Below are 26,129 nucleotides of genomic sequence, written 5' to 3'. Positions count from 1 at the left end.
GCTCAACCTCCAAAATCGTCGTTGAAGATCGCATCAGGCTCCACCCCGGCATCGGTGAGTATGGCCAGAACGGCCTTGATCATCAGGGGCGGTCCGCAGAGGTAGTATTCGCAGTCCTCGGGCGCGGGGTGCGAGGCAAGGAAGTGTTCGGCCACAATCGCGTGGACAAACCCCGTTGCTCCTTGCCAGCCGTCCCCCGGCCTTGGGTCCGACAATGCGACGGTCCAGTGGAAATTCGGATGGGCGGCCGCCAATGCGTCGAATTCGTCGGTGTAGAACAATTCATCGCGGTTCCGCGCGCCGTACCAGAAGCTCATCCGCCGCGTCGTGCCTGCCCGCTGCAACTGGTCGAGGATAATGGCGCGCAGGGGGGCCATGCCGACGCCGCCGCCGATGAAGACCATTTCGCGCCCCGTCTCCTGTGCGCGGAAGCTGCCGAAGGGGCCGGACAGTCTCAGCGTGTCGCCGGGCTTCACGCTGAAGAGGTAGGACGACACCTTGCCCGGCGGCGCGTCGGAAAGCTGCGGTGGTGGTAAAGCGAGGCGAATGTTGAAGACGACCCGCCCGGCATCGCTGTCCTCAAGCCGGTTGGAAATCGAATAGGCGCGGGTTTCCGGCTTCGGACAGTCGGAACGCAGCGCACGGATCGGCGCCCAGACTTTCGCATGGGTATCAGGAACCTCAAGCGTTGCGAAATCCAGCCGGTAGGGCGGCGCGGTGATCTGGAAAAACGATCCGGCGGGCAAAGCGGGCCGGGCGCCTTCGGGCAGGTCCACCACAACCTCGCGGATCAGGGGGGTGAGGAACCGTGCGGCGCTAACCGTGCAATCGTAGGACTTTGCGCTTGTCAGATTCTCGGGCAGCTCGACCGCCATATCGCTGCGCAAAGTCACCTGGCAGGCCAGCCGCAGTCCCGCCGCGATGTCGGCCCGGCTCAGCTGCCCTCGCTCGGTCGGCAGCGGCGCGCCGCCGCCCTGCGTGACCCGGACCCGGCACAGACCGCAGGTTCCCGCCCCGGCGCAGGCCGAGGGAATAAGGATGCCGCCGTCGCCAAGCGCGGTCAGCAGCCGCTGGCCGGTGCGGGCGGCGATGTTTTCCGTCCCGTTGATCGTCACCGCGACGGGCCGTTCGGGCAGAAGCACGCGCCGCGCGCCCATGACGGCAAGCGCCAGCAGCAGAAGAAGGGCGGTCAGAAGCGCGGTGCCAAGGAGGATCGCGGTCATGGCGCCCCCAGTCCCGCAGCGGCGGAGAGGCCGAGCGACATCAGCCCGGTAATCAGAAAGGCCGAGCCGAGGCCCTGCAATCCCGCCGGGATCAGGCTGTATCTCAGCCTTTCGCGGATCGCGGCGAAAGTGACGATGGCCAACGCCCAGCCGATGCCGGTGCCGAGCCCGTAAACCACGGATTCGGCGAACGTGTACCGGCGTTCAACCATGAAAAGGCTCGCGCCTAGTATCGCGCAGTTCACGGTGATGAGTGGCAGGAAGATACCAAGCGCCCGGTAGAGCCAGGGCGCGAAACGGTCGAGACCCATTTCAAGAATCTGCACCATCGCGGCGATAACGCCGATGAAGGCGATGAGCCTGAGATGGGTCAGGTCGAGTTCGGGCATCCCCGCCCAGGCCCAGGCGCCTTCGCTAAGCAGGTATGTATGAATGAGGTTGTTCGCGGGCACCGTGATCACCTGAACAACGATCAGTGCTAGCCCAAGCCCCGCCGCCGTTTCGACCCGCTGCGACACGGCAAGGAAGGTGCACATGCCGAGAAAGAACGATAGTGCGAGGTTCTCGCCGATCATCGCGGTGAGGAAGACGTCGATCATGCGTCCTCCTCGTGGCCGGTGACCCGGAATTCCGGTGTTTCGACCTGCGTGGGGCGCCATGCGCGGAGCGCCCAGATCAGAAGGCCGAGGATGAAGAAGGCCGCCGGTGCACGCTGCATCAGGGCAATCGGCGTGAAGCCCTCAAGCCCGAGCATCGGTGCCAATGGCACAGCGAGGATCGTCCCAAGCCCGAGACCCTCGCGCAGGGTGCCGACGACAATCAGGATCAGGCTGTAGCCAAGCCCGTTGCCAAGCGCATCGGCGAAACTCGCCCCGGGCGGATGGCGCATGGCAAATGCCTCCGCCCGACCCATGACGAGGCAGTTGGTGACGATGAGGCCGACGAAGACCGAGAGGCGCTGGCTCATCTCATAGGCGAAGGCGCGCAGAAGCCCGTCCATGACGATGACGAGGGCCGAGATGATGGTGATCTGGATGATGAGCCGCACGGACTGGGGAATATGGTTGCGGATCAGGCTGATGAGCGTTGCCGAGAGGCAGATCACCACGGTCAGCGCCAGCGACATCGTTAGCGCGGTGGCGAGCGTCGTTGTCACGGCAAGCGCCGAGCAGATGCCGAGGATCTGCAATGTGACCGGGTTTTCGTCGATCAGCGGGCGAGTCAGGCGGTCGAGAAGGCGTGTCATGTCACGCGCCTCCGTCCCGAAGCCGGTCAAGGAACGGTCCGAAGCCATGATCGCCGAGCCAGAAGGTCAGCATCGCGGTGATGCCGTTGCCAGTACGGGTGGCGCCGGAAATGCCGTCGACCTCATAAGGCCCCTCGGCCCCTCGGGCGACGCGGATCATGATCCGGCCGTCTTCGTCGGCGATCCGGTGCCCGGGCCAGAGCGCCTGCCAGTCCGGTTCGGCGATGCGCGCGCCGATGCCGGGAGTTTCCGCGTGTTCGACGATGGTCAGCGCGGCGACGGTCGTCAGGTCGGGTTCCAGCGCCAGATAGGCACGGATCAGCGACTGATAGCCAATGCCAGAGACGGGAAGGACGATGAGATGCAGCCTGCCGTCCCGTTCCAGCAGATAGACCGGCGCATGGGTGGCGATGCGTTTCAGACCGGCGGGGTCGGCGTCGGGCGGCAGGTCCCGGCTCGTGGCCGGATCCTTTGCCGCCGCAACGGGATCAAAGGCGGCCGGGTCTATGGTGGGGTCGTACTGCCCCGATTGCAGATCGACGATGCGGGTTTCCAGCGCGTCGATCCCGGCCTCGACCATCAGGTCGCGCAGACCCGGCAATGTATTCAGCATCGCGTCAAGCCGGGCCTGACGTTCGCGCTCTACATGGACTTGTTGATAGGGTTTCAGCACCGTCGCGGCGGTGGAAACGCCGAGTGCGGCAACGAAGGCCACCAGAACGGTCATGCCCAATGCTTTACGTGGGTCGTCGTTTTGCATGGCAAAAAGGCGCCACCAGGAAACGGAGTTGTCAGCCACGGGCAGACCTCCTGCCGACTTGCGCGCGGATCACGATGTCGTCGATCAGCGGCGCGGCCAGTCCCGCGAGAAGGGCGGCGAAGACAAGCGCCTCGGCCATGCCAAGCGGGGTGAAAAGCGCGGCAAGCAGCCCGGCGGCAAACCCATAGAGCCAGCGTCCGGCCTGTGTCGCCGCCGAGGCCACCGGATCGGCGACAAGGAAGGTGACCGCGAAGATCGCGGGCAGGACAAGCCCGACCCCGGGTGGTGTTCCGGCGTTCATCGCAAGCCCGACCAGCAGGCCAAGGGCCAGCGCGACAACCACCCGCCAGAACACAAGCCCGGCGGCCAGCAACAGTGCGAGCCCCGGCAGCGTCGCATAGCCCAGGGCGGGGCTTGCCTCTTGCAGGGCCGTGCCCGGGAAGGCGAAGACAAGGAAGGCCAGCGTCACTGCAGCGGCATTCAGAAAACCGAAGCCACGTCCACCAAAGACCTGTTCGCCGATGACAAGACCGAAGCTGAGCGCCAGGGCGAGTTGCCAAAGCGACAAAGTGGGCAGGGTCATGACGGTGACGATCAAGGCGGCCGGGAGACTGTGCCACGACGGCTGCTGCCACCGAGCGCGGGTAAAGATGAGGTCCCAGATCAGGCTGACAGCCAGCGCGGCGGCAAGCAGCTTCAGCCCTGCGGCGCCACGTTCGGTCAGCGTCACGGCAAGGGGCGGGATCAAGGCGCCGATCAGGACCAGCGTAATCTGCCAGGGGTGGCGGAGCGTGATCATTCCGCGGCCTCCATCATCTCCAGCATGCGGCGCAGTCTTGCCCCGTAATCGGTGCCGCTGGTGCAAAGGTATTGGGCATGCAGAAGGTCTTCCTCGATCAGATCCCGACCGCCGAGCCGTTCGACCCCGTCAAGATCGCCCGCAGACAGCGCCCTCAGGAAGGGGACGGCCGGAACGCCGGGCGGCAGACTGGCATCGAGCGCCGCATGCGGCAGGATCGGGCGGGGCGTGCCGCCCGGCGTTCCGAACATCCGGTGCATGAGCGAATGGCCGGGCGCAGCGATACGCGCAGCCTGGGTATCGTAGCGGCCAAGCCAATGCGCCTGCTTTTCGCGCATGACGGGGCCGGAAACCGGAATCGCAGGCCCCGCTGGATGCCCTTCGAAAAGATCAGGCAGGCTCGCGCCCAGGATTGTCCGCGCAAGTCTGGGCGCGGCGGCGGGTGACGGGTGCAAGGCGACAATCCGGTCACCCGCATAAAGCCCTGTTGTCAGCAAGCGACCGATGGCGATGACATCCTGCCAGTCGATGGTCCAGACCGGCCGGTCGCGTGTGGGCCCATGGAGGAGGGTTATGTGATGGGCCGCCATGGAGGATTGCCGTCGCGGTGGGAAATGGGCGATCCGGACACGCTCCACCCCAGGCATGGACAGGGTCAGACCGACGGGAAGGCAGGCATGAACCGGCCCATGTGTCAGATGCGCCAGCAGGCGCAGACCTTCTGCGAACTCTCGCACAAACTGCGGAAGAAGGGCGGCCGGATCGGGGGCGCCGTCATATCCGGCCATCGCGTGAACGAAGATGGCTGCGGCCTGCGCGTCCGGTGCGGGAATTTGGCCGAAGGGGCGGCGCCGGAAGGCGGGCCAAAGGCCCCGCGCCAGCAGCAGTTGGCGGGCGTCGTCGCCGGTTTTCAAGGTCAGGGGGGCGGCTTCGACGGGTGTATCGTCCCGCACAAGGTCAAGGACCAGCGCCGACAGGCGCCTTCCGGGTCCAAGCTCGATCTTCGCAACTCGCGCCTTGGCCGGGGCTACGAACGCGACCTCAGCGTGTTTCCGGTCGCAAAACAGCGCCCCGCCGGCCGCGACCTTATCACCCTCGCGCACCCGCAGCTCCACGCGCAGGCCGGGATAATCGGTTCCAAGCAGGGCGACCGAGCGTGGCAGGATCAGTGGTCCAACCGGACCGCCCACGGCCCGGATACGCGGGCCAAGTCTGAAGTCGGCAAGAGGCATCTGAGACATCCGGAACACGTGCCTGGCCGAGAATGAACGGGCCCGGCCGACGGCGCCTTGATGCGTGTCAACGACCGGCATCGAGGATGCGCCAGAATGGCCACGCATCCGTTCCATGGTCGCACCCGGCCAGTTCAGACAGGAGTTTCGACTCATGACCGCCATTCGTATTCTGGCCACATCCTGCATTCTCGTCGCGGGATCCTTCTCTCTGGCTTTGGCGCAGGAAACAGCAGGTCCCCTGGTCAGCGCAGTCGAGGCGTGGCTCGCCTCGCCCCATGCGCGGCGCGGATCGGAATCCTTCACCCACTGGAACGAAGACGGCGAAATCCCTGCGCAATGCGCCACCTGCCATTCAAGTATCGGGATCAGGGATTTCCTTGGTGGCGATGGCAGTGCGGCGGGTCTGGTCGATCAGCCCGTGGCGCTCGGGGCACTGATCGACTGCACCGCCTGCCATTCGGCGGCGGCCAGCGTGCTGGATCAGGTGACCTTCCCCAGCGGGGTCAGCATCGGCGATCTCGGTTCCTCGGCTGTCTGCATGGTCTGCCATCAGGGGCGGCAATCGTCCGATGGGGTCGAGGCAGCGCTGGTGGGCCTTGATGATGCGGTGTCCCCGGAGCTTGGCTTCGTCAACATCCATTACCGCGCGGCGGCGGCAAGTCTCATGGGAACCGAAGCGCGCGGCGGGTTTGAATATCCCGGCAAAACCTATGCAGGGCGTTTTGCCCATGTGCCGGACTTCAATACTTGCACCACATGTCACGACCCGCACGGGCTTCAGGTCAGGCCCGAACCCTGCGCAGAATGCCACAAGACAGCGGATCTGACCGCGATCCGGACCCGGCCCGCTGATGTGGACGGCGATGGCGATACGGGCGAAGGCGTGGCAGGTGAGATCGCGAGCTTGCACGACGCGTTGGGCCGGGCGATATCGGCTTATGCGGCCCAGATAGCGGACGCGTCGCTCGTCTACGCGCCTGACGCCTATCCCTATTTCTTTGGTGACCTGAACGGAAACGGGGCGCTGGACGCAGAAGAAGCCGCCTATCCCAACCGCTACCAAAGCTGGACACCGCGCCTGCTGCGGGCAGCCTACAACTACCAGTTCATCGCCAAGGATCCGGGGATCTACGCCCACAATCCGACCTATGCGATCCAGCTTCTGATCGACAGCATCGACGATCTTGGAGAGTCGACCGGTGTCGTCGCAGGCAACAGTATCAGACCGTAAACCGCAGGGGACAGGGCCAGCCCGTCCCCGGCACGGTCACACAACGATGATGGTCAGTACCGCTGCAACGGGATTCGGACCCCAAGCGAGACAACGCTGTCGCGCCGATCAAAACTGAGGGCTTCTCGTGGAGTGCCGCCGGTGCCGGTGACAGAGATTGTACTGCCTTTGGCGGTGCCGAAATCATAGTATCTGTAAGAGAAATCGACCAGAATTGGACGTTGACCTGCGCGCGTCACTTGAACGGATATGCCGACACCGAGGGAATAGGCGAGATCCACATTGGAATCGCCCTCGAATGTGCGGACCGGATTGGTCGAGGCGGGGTTGGTTCGCGTCCAGGCACTCATCGAATTCCGGGCCAGACCCAAACCAAGTACGAAGTACGGCTGCACACGCGAATTCACGCCACGCTGCTCCAGCGGAGAATAGAACACGTTGCCCATCAGCGCCGTGGTCCGGACCGTTGCGTCTGAGATGGTTGCATGTGGGCCAGAGGTGGTTGGCACCGTATAGCTCCATGGTCCGGTAGCGTCGATCTTACCGGCGGACAGCAGACCGATATCGGCGCGAAACCCGTTCATCCAGTCGAAACCGACAGCGGCGCCGACAAATGTGCTGTCCTGATTGGCGAAGTCGAAAAAGACCCTTGGATCGGACTGTCCCGGCGGCAGCCAGTTCGGGTCTGTCAAACTGCTACTGCTCGGTCCGACCTCAAACCGCAGATAGGGACCGTAGGTGACGCTTGCTGAGGTCTTTCCGAAAAGGGTCGCGCCTTGATTGACCATGGTATCGGCCGCGTTACCCGTCGCAGCGGCGAGGGCGGTTGCACACAAACTGATGATTGCGAATCCTGTTTTCATTACCTGTCACTCCTCATCGGTGGATAGTCGCTCCGACCTGTTTGCATGTTGGGCACTTTTGATCTTCTCAGGGGAGAGCGCTAGGAGTGCGCCACCCGGCAGAACACCTCAACCGTGTCCGGCGAGCACTGCAATCCGCACCGCCTCGGCATCCGCGGCAAGCGCCTTCGCCGCAACTCCTGTCACCGGCGTGCCGAGAATCGTCGAGACCGCTGTCACGGTGTCGGGCGTGATCGGCATCGTCTTGTCCGACGCGACCCCGAGGAAAGCGGCCATCAGTGTATCGGTGCTGTTGACGATCTCTCCGGTGCTGGTCAGGACTGATGCCCCGTCGAGCGCCTCCTGAAAAAGGGCGAGGTTCTGCAATGGCGAGTCGATGAAGCTCAGATCGTCGAAGTTGGTCGACAGCTCGACGATCATCTCGTTGAGATTCATCGAGTAGAATTCAGCCATCTCGGGCGAAAGACTTGCCAGTGCCTCCTCCAATGCGCGTTGAAGCACCTGACCGGGTGATCGCGCGACATTGAGGCGGCCAAGCTCAACCGCCGGAATACCTTCCCGCGCCCAAACCGGCCTGCCGCCGGTCCCGGCCGAGCCGCCCTGACCTTGCCCTGCACCTTGCCCGGCGCCGGGGGTTGGATTGCCTGCACCCTGATGGCCACCCTGTCCACCGGTATGGCCGCCGTCGTCGTCATGGGCATGGTCGTCTTCATGACCGCCACTGCCGCCTTGACCGCCACTGCCGCCCTGGCCGCCGGTATGGGTCTGAGCCAGGACGGCGGTTCCGGCACCGTAGCTGCCCGGATGGTCTCCGGGCCAAAACGCGAACGCTGCTGCGCAAAGAGCCAAGACGGAAATCCCGCGCATGCCCGCGGAGCGCCCAGCCTGAGAGTAACGTGTCATTCTGGCAGATTCCATTTTCGCCCTTTCGATGTACGGAGTGATGAAAAACGGCCCGGCGCACCCAATCGCGCGCCGGGAGGGGGTAGTCTTCCGCCCCGCTGATCACCGATCAGCCATGGCCAGCCAAAACCGCGATCCGGATCGCTTCGGCATCTGCTGCAAGTGCGTCCGCTGCGGCACCCGTAATCGGCGTCCCGAGGATGGTTGATACCGCGACCACCGTGTCGGAAGAGATAGGCACCGCCTTGTCCGAGGCGACTCCAAGGAACGTTGCCAGCAATGTATCGGTGCTGTTGGTAACGCCGAGCGTTGTCAGCACCGACGTGCCGTCAAGCGCGTCCTGGAAGAGCGCGAGGTTCTGCAAGGGCGAGTCGAGCAGGGAAACGTTGTCCCAGTTTGTCGACAGTTCGTAGATCATCTCGTCGAGCGACAGCGAGTAGAAGTCGATCATCTCAGGCGAGAGGCCGGCCAGCGCCTCTTCAAAAGCACGCTGCAATACCTGATCGGGCGACCGTGCCACGCTTAGCCGGCCAAGCTCCACTTCCGGGATGCCTTCCTGCGCCCAGACGGGCTTTCCGCCACCGCTGCCGGTGTTGGCCGGTTCACCAGCCTGCGGCCCCTTTGAATCGGAATCCGGGTCCGGCCCGCCCTGGCCAGCGCCTGATCCGCCCTGATTGCCTTGGCCTGACTGCGATCCCTTGCTGCCTTGACCTTGACCGCCCTGGTTGCCGCTTCCCTGACCTTGTCCGCCGCTGCCGGTGTCGGCGGCATAGGCAGCCCCACCAAACGCTTCCGGCGTACCACTCCAAATTGGGAGATTCAGAATCGCCGCAAGTGCAAGCGCCGAGACCGCAATTCCCGCTACCTTTCTTCCCATTTTTGTCCGACCTTTCCTAAGCAGCTTGTTTCGATGGAAAGACCATGCATGATCAATAAATTCACCAATTGATATGTATCAGTCCGGACAACAAAAAACCGGCCGCGAAACAACATCCGCGACCGGTCGCGGCACAAGCTTTGGCGTCGGGGACAGACGCGGTCAGCTTTTGCCAATCTTGATCTTGCGCGTCTTGGAGGCTGAGCCTTCGGGTTTTTCGATATGCAGCTTCAGTACACCGTCCTTGAAGCTTGCCTGAACCTTGTCGTCGTCTGGTGTGAAGCCAAGCGAGATCGACCGGCGGAAGCTGCCATAGCGGCGCTCGACAAGATGATAGTTCTCTTCCTTCTCTTCGTGATCACTGGATTTTTCGCCCTTCAGCGTCAGAACGCCGTCGGTGATCGACACGTCGATATCATTTTCCGCGACACCGGGAATTTCGGCCGAGATGTCGATGCTCGTGTCGGTTTCGGCAACGTCTAGTGCCGGCATCAGGCTGTCTTCGCTGCGCTCCCAGAAGTCTCGGGCGGATATCGGAAATCCGCTGCCAAAACGGTCGAAAACACGTTCAACCTCATCATGCAGGGATCTGAAGAACGGGTTGCCGTGCGTGGCTTCGACACGGCTGGGAAGGGTTCGCTGTTTCATACTGACTCTCCTGACGGAAATCTTGACCGCCCTGATTCCGACGGCACGCTCAATCTTAGAGAGGGTGAGGGGGGGCAGGCCTGATCTCGATCAGTCGGGCAGGTGTCTGGGCGGCCTATTCTTCCAGCCGCAAAGCCCGGAGGACCGATCATGACGTTTCGCGCTGCAGTCTTTGCCGTTTTGGCAGCCTTGGCCTCACCCGCCGGGGCCGGGCCCGAGATCGACAGCCATGGTGGCGATCTTTTCATCGGTGGTTCGGGGACGGCGCGATCGCTGGATGCGGCGCGTGATGTCTTTGCGGGCGGGGCCTCGCTGACCATCGACGGAGAGGTTGCCGAAGACCTGCATGTGAGCGGTTTCGATGTCGATGTCGACGCACGAACTCACGGTGACCTTTATGCGGCGGGCGGAGCGGTGAAGATCCGCGCCGCGACGGGCGGCGATCTTAGCGCTGCCGGCTTTTCGCTGCGCACGACGCCCGACGCCGAAACCGGCGGTAATGCGCGGATGGCGGGTGGAACACTGACGATCGAGGGGCCGGTCCGGGGCGCCTTGATTGCGACGGGTGGCGAGATCATCATGGATGCGCCGGTCACGGGCGATGTGCGCTTGACCGGTCACACCATCAGCTTCGGTGATGCCGCGAAGATCGGCGGTACGCTGATTTATTCCGCACCTTCCGAAATCATCATTCCCCCGGATGTGATCGATGCCGACCGCGTCACCTACCGGCCGCTGGAGCGGATGAAGATGTTCGACGAAGCTCGCGAGGCCTGGAAGGGGCGCGAATATCCGACCCTGTCGGGTTTCATGTCGCTGTTTGCAGGCTTTCTTCTGATGCTCGCCTTCTTTGTCGGGCTTGGCGCGATCTGCCTGGCCTTCCTGCCCCGGCAGGTCGCGCATCTGAAGCTGATCGCCGATGACCGACCGGGCACGACGCTTCTGACCGGCGTTGTCGGATTGGCGATTCTGTTCGGCATGGTCCCGGTCAGCGCAATGACCGTGATCGGTTTGCCGCTGGTGCCGATCGTCATCCTGACCATCATCGCACTCTGGGTGCTGGGGTACGTCCTTGGCACCTATGCGGTGGCGATGCGACTGGCCGGGGCCTTCGGGCCAGGGGATGCACCGGAGCGGATTGGCGAGCTTGGCCTGCTCGCGCTGACGCTGACCGTTGCCGCGGTCCTCAACTTCATCCCGGTGCTCGGCTGGGTCCTCAATTTCGGGCTCGTGCTTTTCGGCATCGGCGCGATGGCAAGTGCGGTTTTTGAACGATTGATCGGCCCGGTCGGGCCAGTGCGCGACGCGGCACTAACGCCGTTGCCAGACGAAAACGCGTGATCCAGCTTGGAAGGAGAAAACACAGATGTCTGCCAAGGGACTTGAGGTCATCGACCACACGGTGCAGCTGACCCATGAATGGATCAATGAGCTGCGCGAGCGGCTGAGCTGGGCCAGCGCGCGGGACGCGCTGCGGCTTCTGCGGGTGACGATTTCGGCGATCCGCGACCATCTGAGCCATGATGAGGCGGCCGAGTTCGCGGCGCAGATGCCGATCCTGATCCGCGGCATGTGTTACGAGGGTTGGAAACCCTCTTCGACTCCCATAGCGGATCGCAGTATCGGGAATTTCCTTGGGCGGATCGAACGCGAGATTTCCGGCGTGGCGGACTATGAAGGACACGAGGACATCCGCGCGGTTTTCCACCTCTTGAACGGTCGGATTTCTGCCGGCGAGGTCGCGGATATCCGCGGCGGGCTTCCCAGGACCATCCGCGAATTCTGGCCGGAACCCTAGCCGCTGCGGTTGGAGCGCCTGATGTTCCGGCCGCTTTCCGGCGTTCCGCTCAGGATCCTTCCGCCATGTCCCGCAGTCGCGACACATCAAGGACTATCATCGTATGGGCATCTTCCAGTGCGACGATCTTCGCTTCGCGAAACTGGGTGATTGAACGGCTGATCGTTTCTGGTGTCAGGCCGAGGTAATCAGCGATGTCGGAACGGTTCATCGGCAGGCGGATCATCCGATAAGTACCAACAGCCTCACCGATCCGGTCGAGCAGCAGACAGAGGAACGCTGCGACTTTCTCACTGGCGAGCCGCCGGCCGAGCATCAGGAAATGATCCTGAAGCATGCTGATCTCGTCCAGTGCGGCCGCCATGACCACAGAATGAAGCGAAGGGTCGCGGTCGGGCCGCCCGAGGGGGTCACAGCGATGCGCAACGACCTCGGCCGCGGTCACGGCGTCGCATTCCGTCGAATGCCGGCCATTGCTTGGCAGGCCGACCAGATCGCCGGGAAATCCAAAGGCAATCACCTGCCGCCGACCGTCCTTGTGCAGGCGGGTCAGGCGGACGACACCGGAGACGACTTCGTAAACAAACCGAGCGGGGTCCGATTCAAAGAAAAGATGCTGGCCTTCGCCCAGCCGCCGCGGCAATCTTTCTGCCTCTGGTTTTAGAACCGCGGGAATGTGGCGCAGGGTTTGCTGAACGGAATGAATGTTGCGTGCTGGTGCTGTCATTTTGATGGCCCCCATAATATGCCGGAGCAGGTTGAAACCACCATGTCGCAGCCGTGTCGGCGGTTTTGTATCAAAATGTATCCGGGGCGAAGAACCGCCTAAGTTTGAATTCATAATGCTGAATGTTATATGTACCGCAGCGGGTCGTGATAGTCGTAGCAGGGGTGATAGGGGGATCGCGTGGTCAGCCGTCGAATTCTCGTCGTTGATGATGATGATGCTGTACGGACTCTGCTGCGGCGGTGCCTGGAAAGCGACGGATATGACGTGACCGAAGCCACTGGTGGCAAGGATGCCATGGAGGCTATCCAGGGCGGCGGCGTCGACCTCATGACACTCGACATCAATCTTGAGGGTCAGAGCGGCCTTGATGTGGCGCAGGCAGTCCGAAAACACTCGGACGTGCCGATCGTCATGGTGACCGGACGCGGCGACGTAATTGACCGGATCGTCGGGCTGGAGATCGGAGCGGACGACTATATCACCAAGCCGTTCCATGTGCGCGAGGTTCTGGCCCGCGTCCACAGTGTGCTGAGGCGGAGCGGTGGTGATGCGCCGCATATGGCAGGCAAGAGCAGTCATGAGGCCTGCCCCGAATATGCCTTCGCCGGGTTCCGAGCCGTCCCGGACCGGCTGGAGCTGTTCGACCCAAAGGGCGCTCCGATCGAACTGACGGGCGGCGATTTCCGCCTGCTCAAGGTCTTTCTCGAAAGACCCCGGCGAGTCCTCTCGCGCGAACAGATCATGGATCTTGTTAACGGCGCCGACTGGTCGCCCTTGGACCGCACCATCGACAATCAGGTAGCCCGCCTGCGCAAGAAGATCGAGCTCGAGCCGGGGACGCCGAAACTGATCAAGACGGTGCGCGGGGTTGGCTATACATTCGCCGCCGAGGTGACCGTATCGGGACGACTATGAAACGCGGCCTGACAAAAGGATGCGCAGACGGGTCGCGAGCTCTTCCTGACGGTAGGGTTTGGACAGCAACTGAAAATTCGTCGAAAAGCCATTGCCAGGATGGATCAGGTCGCCGGAAAAGCCTGAGGTCAGCAGGATTGCGATGCCTGGCCGGTCCGCCCGGACTTTGCGGGCAAGGTCAAGCCCGTTCATTCCGCCCGGCATCACGATATCGGTAAAGAGCGCGTCGATCTCGGGGTTCGATGCGAGAATGTCCATGGCTTCGTTTGAGTCCGCAGCAGGCAGTGCGCGATACCCGAGCGCCTCGATCCGGCTAACCGAAAGGCGCAGAATGGCCTCGTCATCCTCGACGACCAGAATGGTTTGGCCGGTATCCTGCGCCCCGACGGTTTCGGGACGGTCATCATCCGGTGCAACCGGGCTGCCAGTGGCCGCCGGAAAGTGCAGGCTGATGGTCGTACCCAGTCCAACCTCGCTATAGAGTGTCACATGCCCTCCCGACTGGCGGACAAAGCCGTAGACCGTTGCAAGTCCAAGACCGGTTCCTTTTCCGGCGGCCTTTGTCGTGAAGAACGGCTCGAAAGCTCGCTGTTTTACGTCTGACGTCATGCCCTGACCGTTGTCCGTGATCGAAACGCGCGCGTAGCGGCCCGGTGTCGCGCCGGTTTCTGCTGCGATGAATTCATCCGTTTCAACATTCGATGAACTGATGACGATCTCACCACCGTCAGGCATCGCATCCCGCGCATTGACAACAAGGTTTATCAGTGCGTTCTGCAACTGTGCCGGATCGGCATCAATTGGCCAGATACCAGCCCCAAGCGCCGTGCTGAGCTTGATGCGAGGCGAGAGGGTGCGGGACAGGAGCCCAGTCACTTCGCCGATGACGGCATTCACATCAAGCCGTATGGGTTGAAGTGGGCCCCGACGGCCATGAACCAGCAACTTTTCGATGACCTTTGTGCCAATTTCGGCCGCGGACAGTGCTTCGTTCAGCAGTGACTTTTGGCTGTCATCCGCAAGCTTCGCCTCGAGCAGTTCGAGATTGCCGATGATGATCGTGAGCAGATTGTTGAAATCATGTGCAATACCGCCCGTCAGCCGGGCGAGCGCCTCCATGCGCTGCGCGGCCTCGACGGCCTGCTGCGCCTGCTGTCGGGCAGTCAGGTCGTGTAGGGAACCAACGAAGACCGGCTGATCGCCGATAGTACCGCGGCCAACCGTCAAATGGGCCGGAAAGATGCTGCCGTCCTTTCGGACCGCCTCAACATCCCGGCCGATACCGATGATGCGGGCCTGCCCGGTGGCCAGATAGTCGGCGATCTTTTGACCGTGATCGACACGCTCAGTGTCAGGCACCAGCATGTCTATTGACCGGCCCGTCATGTCATCCGGGCCATAGCCGAACATGGTCGCGGCTGCCGGATTGACCCGGATCATCCGTCCATCAGCATCGGCCACGATGATCGCATCGACCGCCGCGTTAAGAAGTGTTTCGAGCAGGACGGAATCGTCGGTTTCACGCGTCATGGCCGGGTGGTATCCCTTGTCGCCCGGCCCCAGCTTGTCCGCCGGAGCGCCCGCCGTCAATCCAGAGAACCGGCCCGCCGGGACAGTTGCCCGGCAGTTCCTGTCGAGCGGACCTGACCAAGATCCTGCAACACTGCGAGATAGGCCATGAGGTCGGCAAGCGTGATGACTCCCATAAACCGCCCGCCCTCGGCAACCAGAAATTTGCGCCGCCCACCCGACGCCATGCGTGCCATCAGCGCATCTGTCGCAACGTCAGGCGTGATCGTATTCGTGGGATCGCTGCCCACGTAGATATCGGCGATATGGGTGTCGCCCCAGTTGTCCCGGTCGATCTTTTGCAACAAAGCAGTATCGACAAATCCCAAAAGATGCTCGCCCTCGGTCACTGGCACGAAACTCACCGAATGGCGTAGCATGATGCGGTCGACCACATCGGTGAGCGTGTCCTCAGGCGATGCGGTATGGATGTTCCGGCTCATCATCGATGCGACGGTCTTGTCCCTGAGCGCTGTCTTGATCATCAGTTGCTGATAGGTCCCGCGCGCGGCTGACAGCAGGAAAAGCCCGATCAGCGCCTGCCAGAAACCGCCGATGATCGCCCCCGAAAAGAGCGAGACGAAACCAACGGCGATCAACGCATAGGCCAGGATCGCTGAAGCGCCCGTCGCGCTGCGCGTGGCGCGAACGAGGTCGCCCGACCAGTGCCAGAGCGCCGCCCGCAGCACCCGCCCGCCATCCAGCGGGAAGGCCGGAAGCAGGTTAAAGAGCGCCAGGACGAGGTTGATGAATGCAAGGTATTCCAGCACCGCCTGCAAGGGTTCGGAGATGCCGGCAGCTTGCGACAGTTTGAGTAAGAGATAGGCGATACCAGCAAGCGCGAAGGACATCGCCGGCCCGGCAATCGCGATCCAGAATTCTGAGCGCGGATCGACCGGTTCCTCGTCCAGCTCGGCCACGCCACCGAAGATGAACAGCGTGATGCCGCCAATGCCCAGCCCGAACCGGCGCGCCACCAGCGAATGCGCCAGTTCATGCAGGATCAGACCGGCAAAGAGCGCGACCATCGCGATGATGGCAAGGACGAGGTAGTCACCCGGCCTCAGCCCGGGCACCTGCGCCGGAAAGTAGCCGGACATCAGTGACCAGACGACCAGAAAGGCGATAAATAGCCAGCTGGCGTCGATCTTGACCTGAAAGCCGAAAATCTCGATCAACCGAACCGTACGCGAAAACATCCGACTGCCTCCAGCTCGTGGATAGCCGTAAGTCTAATCCAATGCAGTGGGCACAGGCTGATCCGGATCACTTCCATGCGGGTTTTTCATAGGAATGCGTCCTCCCTCTCCGCAACAGAGATCATCCACGATGTTTCGCTGAATCGTACAATCCTATACTTCGCGGCCTCTTTCTTTTTGGCCCTCTTTGAACGCAGCGAATGCGGCATTAGGGGCGTGCAATGCCCGGATAGACCAACAGCGCTTCCGCTGTGTGCATCCCGATCACGTGGGCATTTTTTCTGCGCGCCTCGGATGCGCCCTGCTTCAATAGATCGTCGGCGCTTTCAACTGTCGTGAGGCATACGAGCTAGGCTTTCCGGCCCATCGTCGTCTTTATTGCAAAAGGGAGGGACTTTGGAGCGCCTACTCCCCATCTGCCAGCACGCAGAAGATCAATGGGATTGACGCCAATCAATCGAATTGCCGCGCGTTACGCGAGTAAAGGGAATGAATATTCCGTCGACGTCTCTGATTGAAAGCATCCTGCTCTTTCTCTTCGCTGCCGGCGTCGTGTGGGTGGCGGGCGCGCGGCTTGCGTATCTGGTCGATACGCTGGCCGACCGGTTCGCGCTTGCCAAGTCGCTGATGGGCCTTTTGGTGTTGTCGCTGGCAACGTCGCTTCCGGAAGTCGCAACGACACTGACGGCCGCCGTTCAGCAAGCCCGCGATCTGGTCCTGAACAACCTCTTTGGCGGCATAGCCTTGCAGACAGCTATTCTCGCGATGTCCGATTTCTGGGCTCGAGGGCCAATTACCAACTATCCGCGCAAGGCCAATCATGCACTTGAGGCGACGTTGCTTGTGTTTCTGCTCTCGACTGCGCTGGTCATCACGAACCTTGGTGAGACGGTCGCGGTATTCGGAGTTGGACTCGGCAGCGTTTTCATCGCCTTCGCCTATTCCGGTGCGATCTGGGTTCTGCGTCGTTACGACGGCACTAGCGATTGGGTTCCCGTGGACCTGCCGGATCCCGAACCGTTGCCCTTCCCGGCGCCCTACGGGCTTCAGGACAAAAGTAACAGCAACCTCGTCTGGTGGGCCGTTGCGGCGAGCCTGGCAATCTTGGTCTTCGGACTTCTTCTCGTGGTCTTCGCAGAGCGGATTGCAGAGCAATCCGGCCTCGGCTCTGGCTTTGTGGGCGTGACCTTCCTTGCGGCGGCGACATCGTTACCGGAGCTTACGACCAGCATCACTGCCGTCCGGATCGGGGCCTATACAATGGCGATCTCGAATATCTTTGGCAGCAACCTGATAATGCTGGTTCTGGTCTTTCCTGCGGACATCCTGTTTCGATCCGGACCCATCCTTAAGGACGCATCGCGCACAGTCAGTCTGGCGTTGGCCTTCGGCATTGTCGTAACGGCTATCTATCTGACCGGTTTGATTATCCGGAGAAAGCCGAAGGTAGGGACGGTCGGTTTGGACTCGATACTCGTTCTTATCACGTTTATCGGGAGCCTCGTCGCCTATTACTTGGCCCGTTAAGAGTGATGATCGCGAGGGAGAACCGATCGAGAAACGAGGCCACTGTCCGTCGTCGGAGTTCCCCAGAACGCGCTGGTCCTTTCGTCACGTTGGTTCTGTTTCAGGTTAGGCGGCCGCGACCTAGTGCTGCAACCGATACCTGCGCTGGGCAAAGGATTGCATCGATCGCAACGCGGCGGTTCCTTGACGACGTGTTCTTTGGCCGAGTCAGCAGCGATACGGTGGGTTCTGTCGCAAGCCTTGGTTCTTGATGGATTTGTGCTGGAAGATCGACGATCCCGGTGGGTTGGGGCACCGTCTGGAGGGCGTAACATGGTATCGTTCAAAGGCGCTCAGTTCCCGAAGGACGTGATCCTGTTCGCAGTCTTCTTCGACGTGCGCTACACAGTTTCGTGCCGTGATCTGGAAGCGATCGTGGCCGAGCGCGGCGTTAGGGTTGATCATGCGACGCTCAACCGTTGGGTAAAAAGGGTTATTCTCCGCTGATTGCTGCCAACGCGCGCCGCAGGAAAGTGGCCGCCGACCGGTCCTGGCGCATGGATGCGACCTACATCAACGTGACTGGCGAATGGGTCTACCTTTATCGGGCGGTCGACAAGCTCGGGAAGACCCTTGATTTCATGCTTTCGAAGCGTCGCATCAAGACTGCGGCCACTGGATTCTTCGCCAGAGCCTTTGAGGTAAACGGCCTGCCGCGAAAATCGTGATCGACCTAAGCGCGGCCAACACTGCAGGGATCAACGCCATCAACCGCATGCTGAAGTCCTTCGGTTGCAGGATCCCGATTGAGACGGTGAGGATCAAATATTTCAACAATATGGTCGAGCAAGTTCACCGCTCGATCAAAAAGCGGATCCTGCCGATGCTTAGTTTCAAGTCCTTCACAACAGCCTCGGCCAAACTCGAGGGCATCGAGGTGACGAATATGATCCGCAAGGGTCAGCTGACGCCAGGACTGTGCCCATTTACCCAATTCGCGGTGTTGGCTGCTTAATCGGCCCAAAACAGAGGCATCATCCAATCGGCACAAGCGTTAACCACAAAGCCAGCTGTGTTCCCGCTGTGCAACAGGGACATTGCCTGTCTTTTGCTCAAATGTGGGGCAATGCCCCAAGGAAAAGGGATATAGCTTGACGCGGACTAGCGCACTTTGTGGCTTTCCAAGGCCCGGTTGACCTCACGGCGGACAAGCATCCGAATATTGCGCGTCATGCGCTCTCCCATCGGACCTTTGAATTCCTGCCGGACAATCTCGGTCACAAGTTCGCGCAGTATCTCCATTTCGAGATCATCGGTATACGCAGATTCGCCGCTGCTCGCGGCGGCCGGTCCTGCGTGTGTCGTGCCCTCGGCGTCCGGCTCACGTGCTGTAGCATCGGCCCGGTCCCATGGGGCGGCGTCCGTGACCATGTCCTGAGCAGTCAGGTTCAGTCGACGTCGAATGCGTCGGCCTGTTGTGCCGACAGCCGTAGATCGCGTCGTGTCCGACGGCAACGGATTCGAGTCGGATAGGTCGTAGTCCAGTTCAGCGGCCTCTGTCGACGCGTTTGCGGCTTCGGCTAAAATCGCGGGGTTCTCAGGCTTCGGGTCACTGCCGGCCGCTGACCGTTCGGAATCTTGTGTCTGCGCCTCTTCGGTCTGATTGGCCGGTTCATCGGAGTCTACCGCCTCCGGCTCGTCCTGGACCTGGGGCGCCGTTTGCCCTTCGTCATCGGCGGCCACTGGGGGTGAGGACATCCGGGCAGTAGGTCCTGAAGCGCCGGCTTCCGCGCCGATATCGACCTCGAATCCATCTTCGAAAGCCTTTTCGAGTTCGGCATCCGCGGCATCGGAATACTCGCGGACGACCTCGCTTCCGTCGGGCTCAAAATCCCCGCCGATACCTGCAACGGCAGCCTCCAGTTCGGCGATCGTGTCTTCGAGGGCGGCGCCGCCAGATCCACTCGGTGCTGGTATCTTGCGTTCTGCGCTGTCAATCCGTTGAGCTGACGTAAGTATCAGCTTGTCGTCCGGTTGCTTTTCCAAGCCTTCGGTACCGCCGGGAGACGTATGGGAAGTGTTGGGGCGACCGGGGTCACGCTTGTCCTCGGAGATCAGCCGTCGAATTGAAGAAAGCACATCCTGGATTTCCAAATTCGTCAACGGTTCTGACATGTTGTTTCCTTCTCGCCCCCGAACGCAACTTTAGGCCTGTCGGCCCGCTCGGACAACCGTTGTCATGCCATCAGTTCTTCCCGATTGCCTTCAGGACGCGATCCAGGCTTTCGCCCTGCACCGAGGTGGCCGGTGCGGATTTGACCGCATTGTAATAGGCTTCGGGGTCGTAGATCGGCACGCCCAGGTTCAGATACTCTGCCGTCAGAAGACCCATAGAAGACAAAAGCGAATAAATCGCTACCTGCAGATTGGCCTCGGCCGTGATCCTGTTGGACCGGGCATCGAGAAGCGCCTGTTCGGCATCCAGAACGTCGAGCGTCGTGCGCGCGCCCAGCTTGGCCTCTTCGCGCACCCCATCATAGGCAATCGTCGCCGCGGCGATCTGGCGCTCGGTCGCTGTAATCTGCGCACGGGCGACTTCAATATCGGCCCAACTGCTGCCGACATTCTGCGTGACGATCACGCTTGTTTGCAAAAGTGCCGAGCGTGCGGCATCGCGGTTGGCAATCGCCTTCCGGTGAACAGCCGATAGCGCGCCACCTGAAAAAATCGTTTGCCGCATCTCGATGCCGATTGCGGTCGTATTCGCCGATTTCTCGTTCAGGTCTATTCCGGCGGTTCCGTTGACCACGGGCAGACGCTGGGCAGCGGCGAAGGCGACACCCAGATCGGCGCCGGCGGCCTGATGCTGCGCCTGCCGGATCGCCGGATGCGAGCGCTGCGCGATTGAGCGCGCATCATCAAGCGCGCGCGGCAAAGCCGGCGGGGTCGGGGCGATGGCAAGCGCGCCCGGATAATTGCCCGTCGTCGCCTTGTACGCTTCGCGCGCCGCCGCAAGCTGACCTTCCGCCGCCGCCAGCGAGGCCCGTGCCGCTGCCAGCCTTGCCTCGGCCTGCGCGACATCGGTACGCGTCACCTCGCCCACGTCGAACTGGTCTTGCGTGGCCCGCAGCGTCTCATCAAGGACGCGGACCGAGTTCTGATTGATCGCGACGTTCTCCATCGCGCTGCGAACGCCGAAGTAGGATGAAACAGCCGCGAGAAGCACGTCCTGCTCGACATTGACCAGCGCCTGGCGCGTGGCGAGAACTGCCTGTTCAGCGATGTCGATGTTAATGTTTGAGCGGCCGAAATCCGTCAGCAGGACGCGGCCCTGAATGGCGAGCGAAGAGGAGATGCCCTGAAACTGCGGCGTATCCACAAGCGAAGTGCTGGCGACCCATTCAAGAACCGGACGCAAAGCGGCAACTGCCGAGGCGACGTCTTCATCGGCGGCGCGCAGGACCGCGCGGTTCTGTTCGATCAGGTTAGAGTTCTTGTAGGCCGAGACCAGCGCATCGGCCAATGTCTCGGAACGGGCCGGGCCGGAAAGTCCGAATGCGCATATGCAAGCAACGATCAGCGCCCTGGATGACGGAAGTTTCATCTTGTTTCAACTTTCGGTTCGTTTCCCGAACCCGTCGACATGGTCTGGCCGGGTCGGGTCACAAGGTGAATGCGCGTTCGGTTTCGAAGCCCGGCAGAATCGGGGCGGAGGCGTTGAAGGCAAAGCGCCAGGTAACACGGCCTTCGTTCTTGTGGCCGATCCGGCACAGCCCGAGCGCCCCGTCCATGAAGAGGCAGGCAATGCGGCCGCCTTCCTTCAGCTGGTCAAGAATTGCCGCAGGCACGGTCTCTGCCGCACCCTGAATGGTAATGACGTCGTAGGGGCCATGCTTGGCCGATCCGGCGGCCAGCGGTCCGGATATCACCGCGGCATTGTCCGCCCCCGCATCAGCGAGGCGCTGTTCAGCCTGCTGTGCAAGGCCGGTATCCTCCTCGACCGCAACGACGGCTTCGGCCATATGCGCGATCACCGCGGCCGAATAGCCAAGCCCGCAGCCGATATCGAGAACCAGATCATCCGACTGGATATCGAGCGCGTCCAGCATTTTGGCCAGAGTGCGCGGTTCAAGCATCACCCGGCCGCCGCCGAGTTCGACATTATTGCCGACATAGGCCGCCTCGCGCCGGGCGGAGGGCACGAATGTCTCGCGCGGCACCGCCAGCATCGCCTCGATGATCGGGAATTTGGTTACGTCATTGGGGCGCACCTGAGTGTCCACCATCATCGTTCGACGTGCAGCGAAATCGGCCATCTACTGAACTCTTCGGTCTGGTATGTGACTGGCCTGTCTTGCCACAGAACGAGAGGGGGGGCAACGGGGCAGGACGCCGCGTCGTGAAGTACGGCAACGTTGCGTTGTGGTGGGGTTCCGAGTGCCATCGTGACGGTTCCGGACGGCGACTTCCAGCCCGATAAGCCGAGTACTCGGGCGTATGGAAGGAAGGGTCACGAGGAGCGATTCTGATCTGAATCCCAGAGGAATCCTTCCGCGCGAAAGCTCATCTCCCGCGATTTTCCGATGATCAGGTGATCGTGCAGCACGATCCCCATTATTCCGGCCGCATCCTGGATTTGTCCGGTCACCGCTATGTCCTGCTCGGACGGGGTCGGATCGCCTGACGGGTGGTTATGGACAAGGATCAGCGCGCTGGCGTTCAGTTCCAGCGCCCGCTTGACGACTTCACGCGGATAAACCGGGACATGATCGACGGTGCCGCGGGCCTGTTCCTCATCGGCGATCAGCACGTTCTTGCGGTCTAGAAAGAGAATGCGGAACTGCTCGGTTTCCCGATGCGCCATCGAGGTGCGGCAATAATCAAGAAGCGCATCCCAGGACGATAGCACCGCCCGGTTCATCACCTTCGCCCTGGCCAGCCGGTGCGCAGCAGCCTCCACGATCTTGAGTTCCTGCACGACCGTGTCGCCGACGCCGTCGACCTCGGACAGCCGGTGCGGCGGGGCGGAGAGGACCCGGTTGAAGTCGCCGAACTGGTCCAGCAGCTGCCGGGCCAGCGGCTTTACATCCTGCCGCGGAATGGCGCGGAAAAGAACGAGTTCGAGTAGCTCGTAATCGGGCAGGGCCTGCGCACCGGCCTCCATGAAACGGGCGCGCAAACGTTGCCGGTGATCCTTGATGTAAGAGGGCAGTCGCCCCTGCGGCAGCGCAATTTCAGGCGCCTCGTCGCCCGGAAAGAGCGGCAGCGGGGCTTCGTGAAAGGCGCGACTCGGGCACATAACTCAAGAGTCGCGCGGCATGGTGAAGGAAAGGTTAACGGTCGTTGTAAGGTGGGCTTTGCCCACCTTACCCTTTCATTCCGTCCCAGAAGTTCTTCACCTTGGAGAAGAAGGACGACCCTTCGGGGTTGTTGTCCTTGCTGAGCTGTTCGAATTCGCGCAGCAATTCCTTTTGCCGGCCGGTCAGGTTCACCGGCGTTTCCACCGCAACCTCGATCAGCATGTCGCCGATACCGCCGCCGCGCAGCGCGGGCATGCCCTTGCCGCGCAGGCGCATCTGCTTGCCGGTCTGGGTGCCGGACGGAACCTTCACCTTGGACCGTCCACCGTCAATTGTCGGCACCTCGACATCACCGCCAAGGGCGGCCGCCGTCATCGACACAGGGACACGGCAGTAGAGATTCACCCCGTCGCGCTGGAAAAGCGCGTGTTCGCGGACCTCGATGAAGATGTAAAGATCGCCCGACGGCCCGCCGCGCATCCCTGCCTCGCCCTCGCCGGCGAGGCGAATGCGGGTGCCGGTCTCCACCCCTGCCGGGATGTTGACCGAAAGCTGGCGTTCCTTTTCGGTCCGCCCCGCGCCGTGACACGACTTGCAGGGGTTCTTGATCGTCTGACCAAGCCCGCCGCAGGTCGGGCAGGTGCGTTCGACGGTGAAGAAGCCCTGCTGCGCGCGGACCTTGCCCATGCCGGAACAGGTCGGACAGGTCTGCGGTTCCGCACCGCCCTCAGCACCGGTCCCGTTGCACGACCCGCAGGCAACCGAAGTCGGCACGGTGATCGATTTCTGAACGCCTTTGTACGCCTCTTCCAGGGTCACCCGCATGTTGTAGCGCAGGTCGGAACCGCGCTGCGCACGCTGCCGCCCGCCACCGCCACGACCGCCCATGAAATCGCCGAAAAGGTCTTCGAACACGTCCGAGAAGGCCGACGCGAAATCGCCCTGCTGGCCATACCCCTGACCGCCGCCACCGCGCGGACCGCCGCCTTCGAAGGCCGCGTGACCGAAGCGGTCATAGGCCGCCTTGCGGGTGTCGTCCTTCAGGACGTCATAGGCCTCGTTCACTTCCTTGAACTGGGCCTCGGATTCGGGTTTGTCCTTGTTGCGGTCGGGATGGAGTTCCTTGGCCTTCGTGCGATAGGCCTTCTTGATCTCGTCGGCGGATGCACCGCGCGCGACGCCCAGAACCTCATAATAATCGCGTTTCGCCATTCTTCGCCCTTTCGGGGAACGCGCGGACCGGCCCGACCGTAAAGGTCAGGCCGGTCCTATGGTTCCGGTCGCGTTACTTGCGCTTCTTGTCGTCGCCGAGGTCTTCGAAGTCGGCATCCACGATGTCGTCATCGACGCCGCGCGGGCCGTCTTCGTCGACTTCAGCCTCACCGCCTTCGGCCTGCTGCGCCTTGTAGATCGCCTCACCCAGCTTCATCGCCGCATCGGTGACGTTCTGGATGCCGCCCTTGATCTTGCCGGCATCTTCAGACTTCAGCGTTTCCTCAAGTGCGCCGATTGCGAGTTCGATCGCCTCGACGGTCGAGGCATCGACCTTGTCGCCATGCTCTTCAAGCGCCTTCTTGGTCGAGTGGATCAGGCTTTCGGCCTGGTTCTTGGCTTCCACCAGATCCTTGCGGGCCTTGTCGCCTTCGGCATTCGCCTCGGCATCCTTGACCATCTTCTCGATCTCTTCATCCGACAGACCGCCCGAGGCCTGAATGGTGATCGCCTGTTCGCGGCCTGTGCCCTTGTCCTTGGCCTTGACCGAGACGATGCCGTTCGCGTCGATGTCGAAGGTGACCTCGATCTGCGGCAGACCGCGCGGCGCGGGCGGGATTTCCTCAAGGTTGAATTGGCCGAGAAGCTTGTTGTCGGCGGCCATTTCACGCTCGCCCTGGAAGACCCGCAAGGTCACGGCGTTCTGGTTGTCCTCGGCCGTCGAGAAGATCTGGCTTTTCTTCGTCGGGATCGTGGTGTTGCGGTCGATCAGGCGGGTGAAGACACCGCCCAGCGTCTCGATGCCGAGCGAGAGCGGCGTCACGTCGAGGAGGACGACGTCCTTCACGTCCCCTTGCAGAACGCCGGCCTGGATGGCGGCACCCAAGGCCACGACCTCATCGGGGTTCACACCCTTGTGCGGCTCCTTGCCGAAGAAGTTCGTCACTTCCTCGATCACTTTGGGCATACGAGTCATGCCGCCGACCAGAACGACCTCGTCGATATCGCCTTTCGACAGACCCGCATCCTTCAGCGCGTCCTGACAGGGCTTCATCGACTTCTTGATCAGGTCGGAAACCAGCGATTCCAGCTTTGCGCGGGTCAGTTTCATGACCATGTGCAGCGGCGTACCGGTGTTCTTGTCCATCGAGATGAACGGCTGGTTGATCTCGGTCTGCTGGCTGGAGGAAAGCTCGATCTTCGCCTTCTCGGCCGCTTCCTTCAGGCGCTGAAGCGCCATCTTGTCGCCGGTCAGATCGACGCCATGCTCTTTTTTGAACTCCTCGGCGAGGTAGTTCACGATGCGCATGTCGAAGTCTTCACCGCCAAGGAACGTGTCGCCGTTCGTCGACTTCACTTCGAAGAGGCCGTCGTCGATTTCAAGGATCGTGATGTCGAACGTACCGCCGCCAAGGTCATAGACCGCGATGGTCTTCGTCTCTTTCTTGTCGAGGCCGTAGGCGAGTGCTGCCGCCGTCGGTTCGTTGATGATGCGCAGCACCTCAAGACCGGCGATCTTGCCCGCGTCTTTCGTGGCCTGACGCTGGGCGTCGTTGAAATAGGCCGGAACCGTGATGACGGCCTGGGTGACGCTTTCGCCCAGATAGCTCTCGGCGGTTTCCTTCATCTTCTGAAGGATCACGGCGCTGATCTGCGCGGGGGAATATTTCTCGCCCTTCACCTCAACCCAGGCGTCGCCATTGCCACCGTTGACGATGGAATAGGGGACAAGTTTCTTGTCCTTCTCCACCTCGGCATCGCCCATGCGGCGGCCGATCAGGCGCTTGACGGCATAGACGGTGTTGGAGGGGTTCGTGACCGCCTGGCGCTTGGCCGGCTGGCCGACGAGGCGTTCGCTGTCGGTGAATCCGACGACAGACGGGGTGGTGCGCGCACCTTCCGAGTTTTCGATGACGCGCGGCTGCGACCCATCCATGATGGCGACGCAGGAGTTGGTGGTCCCGAGGTCGATCCCGATGACTTTGGCCATATGTATACCTTTCCTTCGGCGATTAAGTGGCGCCAGATCCGATTGCGGCCTCTGGCCCCGATCCCAAGATTTCGGTCGGGTATGGCACCCTGACCGGCTTCGCAGGGTATATAAGGAGGGGCATG

Annotated in this window: 24 protein-coding genes and 1 pseudogene; 6 read left to right on the top strand and 19 right to left on the bottom strand. The window is 61.9% G+C overall.

Going from position 1 to position 26,129, the window contains the following annotated elements; genetic code table 11:
- Nucleotides 1–2: 2 nt before the first annotated feature.
- Genes nqrF through QKW60_RS16825 form a run of 6 tightly spaced genes read right to left on the bottom strand, consistent with a single transcriptional unit; the run spans nt 3 to nt 5,260 of the window.
- Nucleotides 3–1,223, bottom strand: coding sequence for an NADH:ubiquinone reductase (Na(+)-transporting) subunit F (nqrF, locus tag QKW60_RS16850; protein WP_282370375.1), 1,221 nt, complete (start codon nt 1,221–1,223; stop codon nt 3–5).
- Nucleotides 1,220–1,822 carry an NADH:ubiquinone reductase (Na(+)-transporting) subunit E gene (gene nqrE / locus QKW60_RS16845; RefSeq protein WP_282370373.1) on the bottom strand — a complete coding sequence of 201 codons (603 nt, stop codon included), beginning with the start codon at nt 1,820–1,822 and terminating at the stop codon, nt 1,220–1,222. Before nqrE ends, nqrF begins: the two co-directional genes overlap by 4 nt.
- The gene (locus QKW60_RS16840) at nt 1,819–2,469 is read right to left on the bottom strand and encodes an NADH:ubiquinone reductase (Na(+)-transporting) subunit D (protein ID WP_282370371.1); all 651 of its coding nucleotides are present in this window, start codon (nt 2,467–2,469) and stop codon (nt 1,819–1,821) included. Before QKW60_RS16840 ends, nqrE begins: the two co-directional genes overlap by 4 nt.
- A 1-nt stretch (nt 2,470) precedes the next feature.
- Nucleotides 2,471–3,268: an NADH:ubiquinone reductase (Na(+)-transporting) subunit C gene (gene nqrC, locus QKW60_RS16835; RefSeq protein WP_282370369.1), complete on the bottom strand. Its 798-nt coding sequence runs from the start codon at nt 3,266–3,268 to the stop codon at nt 2,471–2,473.
- The gene (locus tag QKW60_RS16830; protein WP_282370367.1) at nt 3,261–4,028 is read right to left on the bottom strand and encodes an RnfABCDGE type electron transport complex subunit D; all 768 of its coding nucleotides are present in this window, start codon (nt 4,026–4,028) and stop codon (nt 3,261–3,263) included. The genes nqrC and QKW60_RS16830 overlap by 8 nt, the downstream gene beginning before the upstream one ends.
- Nucleotides 4,025–5,260 carry a hypothetical protein gene (locus QKW60_RS16825; protein ID WP_282370365.1) on the bottom strand — a complete coding sequence of 412 codons (1,236 nt, stop codon included), beginning with the start codon at nt 5,258–5,260 and terminating at the stop codon, nt 4,025–4,027. Before QKW60_RS16825 ends, QKW60_RS16830 begins: the two co-directional genes overlap by 4 nt.
- A 154-nt stretch (nt 5,261–5,414) precedes the next feature.
- Between QKW60_RS16825 and QKW60_RS16820 the strand changes: the two genes are divergently transcribed.
- A complete protein-coding gene (locus QKW60_RS16820) occupies nt 5,415–6,494 on the top strand; it encodes a cytochrome c3 family protein (RefSeq protein WP_282370364.1) in 1,080 nt (359 codons plus the stop codon).
- 53 nt (nt 6,495–6,547) lie between these two features.
- Here the strand turns inward: QKW60_RS16820 and QKW60_RS16815 are convergent, their stop codons facing one another.
- The 4 genes from QKW60_RS16815 to QKW60_RS16800 form a co-directional block, all read right to left on the bottom strand.
- Nucleotides 6,548–7,357 (bottom strand): outer membrane protein, encoded by an 810-nt coding sequence (locus QKW60_RS16815; protein ID WP_282370362.1) that lies wholly within the window; start codon nt 7,355–7,357, stop codon nt 6,548–6,550.
- Between the two features lie 108 nt (nt 7,358–7,465).
- Nucleotides 7,466–8,260, bottom strand: coding sequence for a hypothetical protein (locus tag QKW60_RS16810; RefSeq protein WP_282370360.1), 795 nt, complete (start codon nt 8,258–8,260; stop codon nt 7,466–7,468).
- Nucleotides 8,261–8,369: 109 nt separating this feature from the next.
- Nucleotides 8,370–9,137, bottom strand: coding sequence for a hypothetical protein (locus QKW60_RS16805; RefSeq protein WP_282370359.1), 768 nt, complete (start codon nt 9,135–9,137; stop codon nt 8,370–8,372).
- A gap of 162 nt (nt 9,138–9,299) precedes the next feature.
- A complete protein-coding gene (locus QKW60_RS16800) occupies nt 9,300–9,785 on the bottom strand; it encodes an Hsp20/alpha crystallin family protein (protein WP_282370358.1) in 486 nt (161 codons plus the stop codon).
- Between the two features lie 150 nt (nt 9,786–9,935).
- Between QKW60_RS16800 and QKW60_RS16795 the strand changes: the two genes are divergently transcribed.
- Nucleotides 9,936–11,126 carry a DUF8173 domain-containing protein gene (locus tag QKW60_RS16795; RefSeq protein WP_282370357.1) on the top strand — a complete coding sequence of 397 codons (1,191 nt, stop codon included), beginning with the start codon at nt 9,936–9,938 and terminating at the stop codon, nt 11,124–11,126.
- 25 nt (nt 11,127–11,151) lie between these two features.
- Nucleotides 11,152–11,583 carry a DUF2267 domain-containing protein gene (locus QKW60_RS16790; protein WP_282370355.1) on the top strand — a complete coding sequence of 144 codons (432 nt, stop codon included), beginning with the start codon at nt 11,152–11,154 and terminating at the stop codon, nt 11,581–11,583.
- A gap of 49 nt (nt 11,584–11,632) precedes the next feature.
- On the opposite strand, the gene QKW60_RS16785 is transcribed toward QKW60_RS16790, so the two are convergent.
- A complete protein-coding gene (locus tag QKW60_RS16785; RefSeq protein ID WP_282370353.1) occupies nt 11,633–12,310 on the bottom strand; it encodes a helix-turn-helix domain-containing protein in 678 nt (225 codons plus the stop codon).
- Nucleotides 12,311–12,490: 180 nt separating this feature from the next.
- Here QKW60_RS16785 and QKW60_RS16780 point away from each other — a divergent pair, with 180 nt between their 5' ends.
- Nucleotides 12,491–13,228: a response regulator gene (locus tag QKW60_RS16780; RefSeq protein WP_282370352.1), complete on the top strand. Its 738-nt coding sequence runs from the start codon at nt 12,491–12,493 to the stop codon at nt 13,226–13,228.
- Here QKW60_RS16780 and QKW60_RS16775 read toward each other — a convergent pair.
- Together QKW60_RS16775 and QKW60_RS16770 are read right to left on the bottom strand one after the other, a co-directional pair.
- On the bottom strand, nt 13,223–14,758 hold the full coding sequence (locus QKW60_RS16775) for a PAS domain S-box protein (protein ID WP_282370350.1): 1,536 nt from the start codon (nt 14,756–14,758) through the stop codon (nt 13,223–13,225). The genes QKW60_RS16780 and QKW60_RS16775 overlap by 6 nt on opposite strands.
- Nucleotides 14,759–14,814: 56 nt before the next feature.
- Nucleotides 14,815–15,996 (bottom strand): site-2 protease family protein, encoded by a 1,182-nt coding sequence (locus QKW60_RS16770; protein WP_282370348.1) that lies wholly within the window; start codon nt 15,994–15,996, stop codon nt 14,815–14,817.
- Nucleotides 15,997–16,485: 489 nt separating this feature from the next.
- Here QKW60_RS16770 and QKW60_RS16765 point away from each other — a divergent pair, with 489 nt between their 5' ends.
- Nucleotides 16,486–17,523, top strand: a complete 1,038-nt coding sequence (locus QKW60_RS16765; RefSeq protein WP_282370346.1) for a sodium:calcium antiporter — start codon at nt 16,486–16,488, stop codon at nt 17,521–17,523.
- 312 nt (nt 17,524–17,835) lie between these two features.
- A pseudogene (locus QKW60_RS16760) lies at nt 17,836–18,517 on the top strand (IS6 family transposase).
- Nucleotides 18,518–18,663: 146 nt separating this feature from the next.
- Here QKW60_RS16760 and QKW60_RS16755 read toward each other — a convergent pair.
- From QKW60_RS16755 to dnaK, 6 genes are all read right to left on the bottom strand, one after another.
- Complete coding sequence (locus tag QKW60_RS16755) at nt 18,664–19,677, bottom strand: prolipoprotein diacylglyceryl transferase (RefSeq protein ID WP_282370344.1); 1,014 nt, start codon at nt 19,675–19,677, stop codon at nt 18,664–18,666.
- Nucleotides 19,678–19,747: 70 nt separating this feature from the next.
- Nucleotides 19,748–21,106: a TolC family outer membrane protein gene (locus tag QKW60_RS16750; RefSeq protein ID WP_282370342.1), complete on the bottom strand. Its 1,359-nt coding sequence runs from the start codon at nt 21,104–21,106 to the stop codon at nt 19,748–19,750.
- A 58-nt stretch (nt 21,107–21,164) separates the two neighbouring features.
- Nucleotides 21,165–21,818, bottom strand: coding sequence for a protein-L-isoaspartate O-methyltransferase family protein (locus tag QKW60_RS16745; RefSeq protein WP_282370340.1), 654 nt, complete (start codon nt 21,816–21,818; stop codon nt 21,165–21,167).
- Between the two features lie 194 nt (nt 21,819–22,012).
- Nucleotides 22,013–22,801 (bottom strand): RadC family protein, encoded by a 789-nt coding sequence (radC, locus tag QKW60_RS16740; protein ID WP_282370338.1) that lies wholly within the window; start codon nt 22,799–22,801, stop codon nt 22,013–22,015.
- 67 nt (nt 22,802–22,868) lie between these two features.
- Complete coding sequence (gene dnaJ, locus QKW60_RS16735) at nt 22,869–24,014, bottom strand: molecular chaperone DnaJ (protein ID WP_282370337.1); 1,146 nt, start codon at nt 24,012–24,014, stop codon at nt 22,869–22,871.
- Nucleotides 24,015–24,087: 73 nt separating this feature from the next.
- Nucleotides 24,088–26,004, bottom strand: coding sequence for a molecular chaperone DnaK (dnaK, locus tag QKW60_RS16730; RefSeq protein WP_282370336.1), 1,917 nt, complete (start codon nt 26,002–26,004; stop codon nt 24,088–24,090).
- Nucleotides 26,005–26,129: the final 125 nt, after the last annotated feature.

Source organism: Albidovulum aestuarii, from assembly GCF_029961185.1.
Classification (GTDB): Bacteria; Pseudomonadota; Alphaproteobacteria; order Rhodobacterales; family Rhodobacteraceae; genus Albidovulum; species Albidovulum aestuarii.
This window is presented reverse-complemented; position numbering and strand designations above follow the sequence as displayed.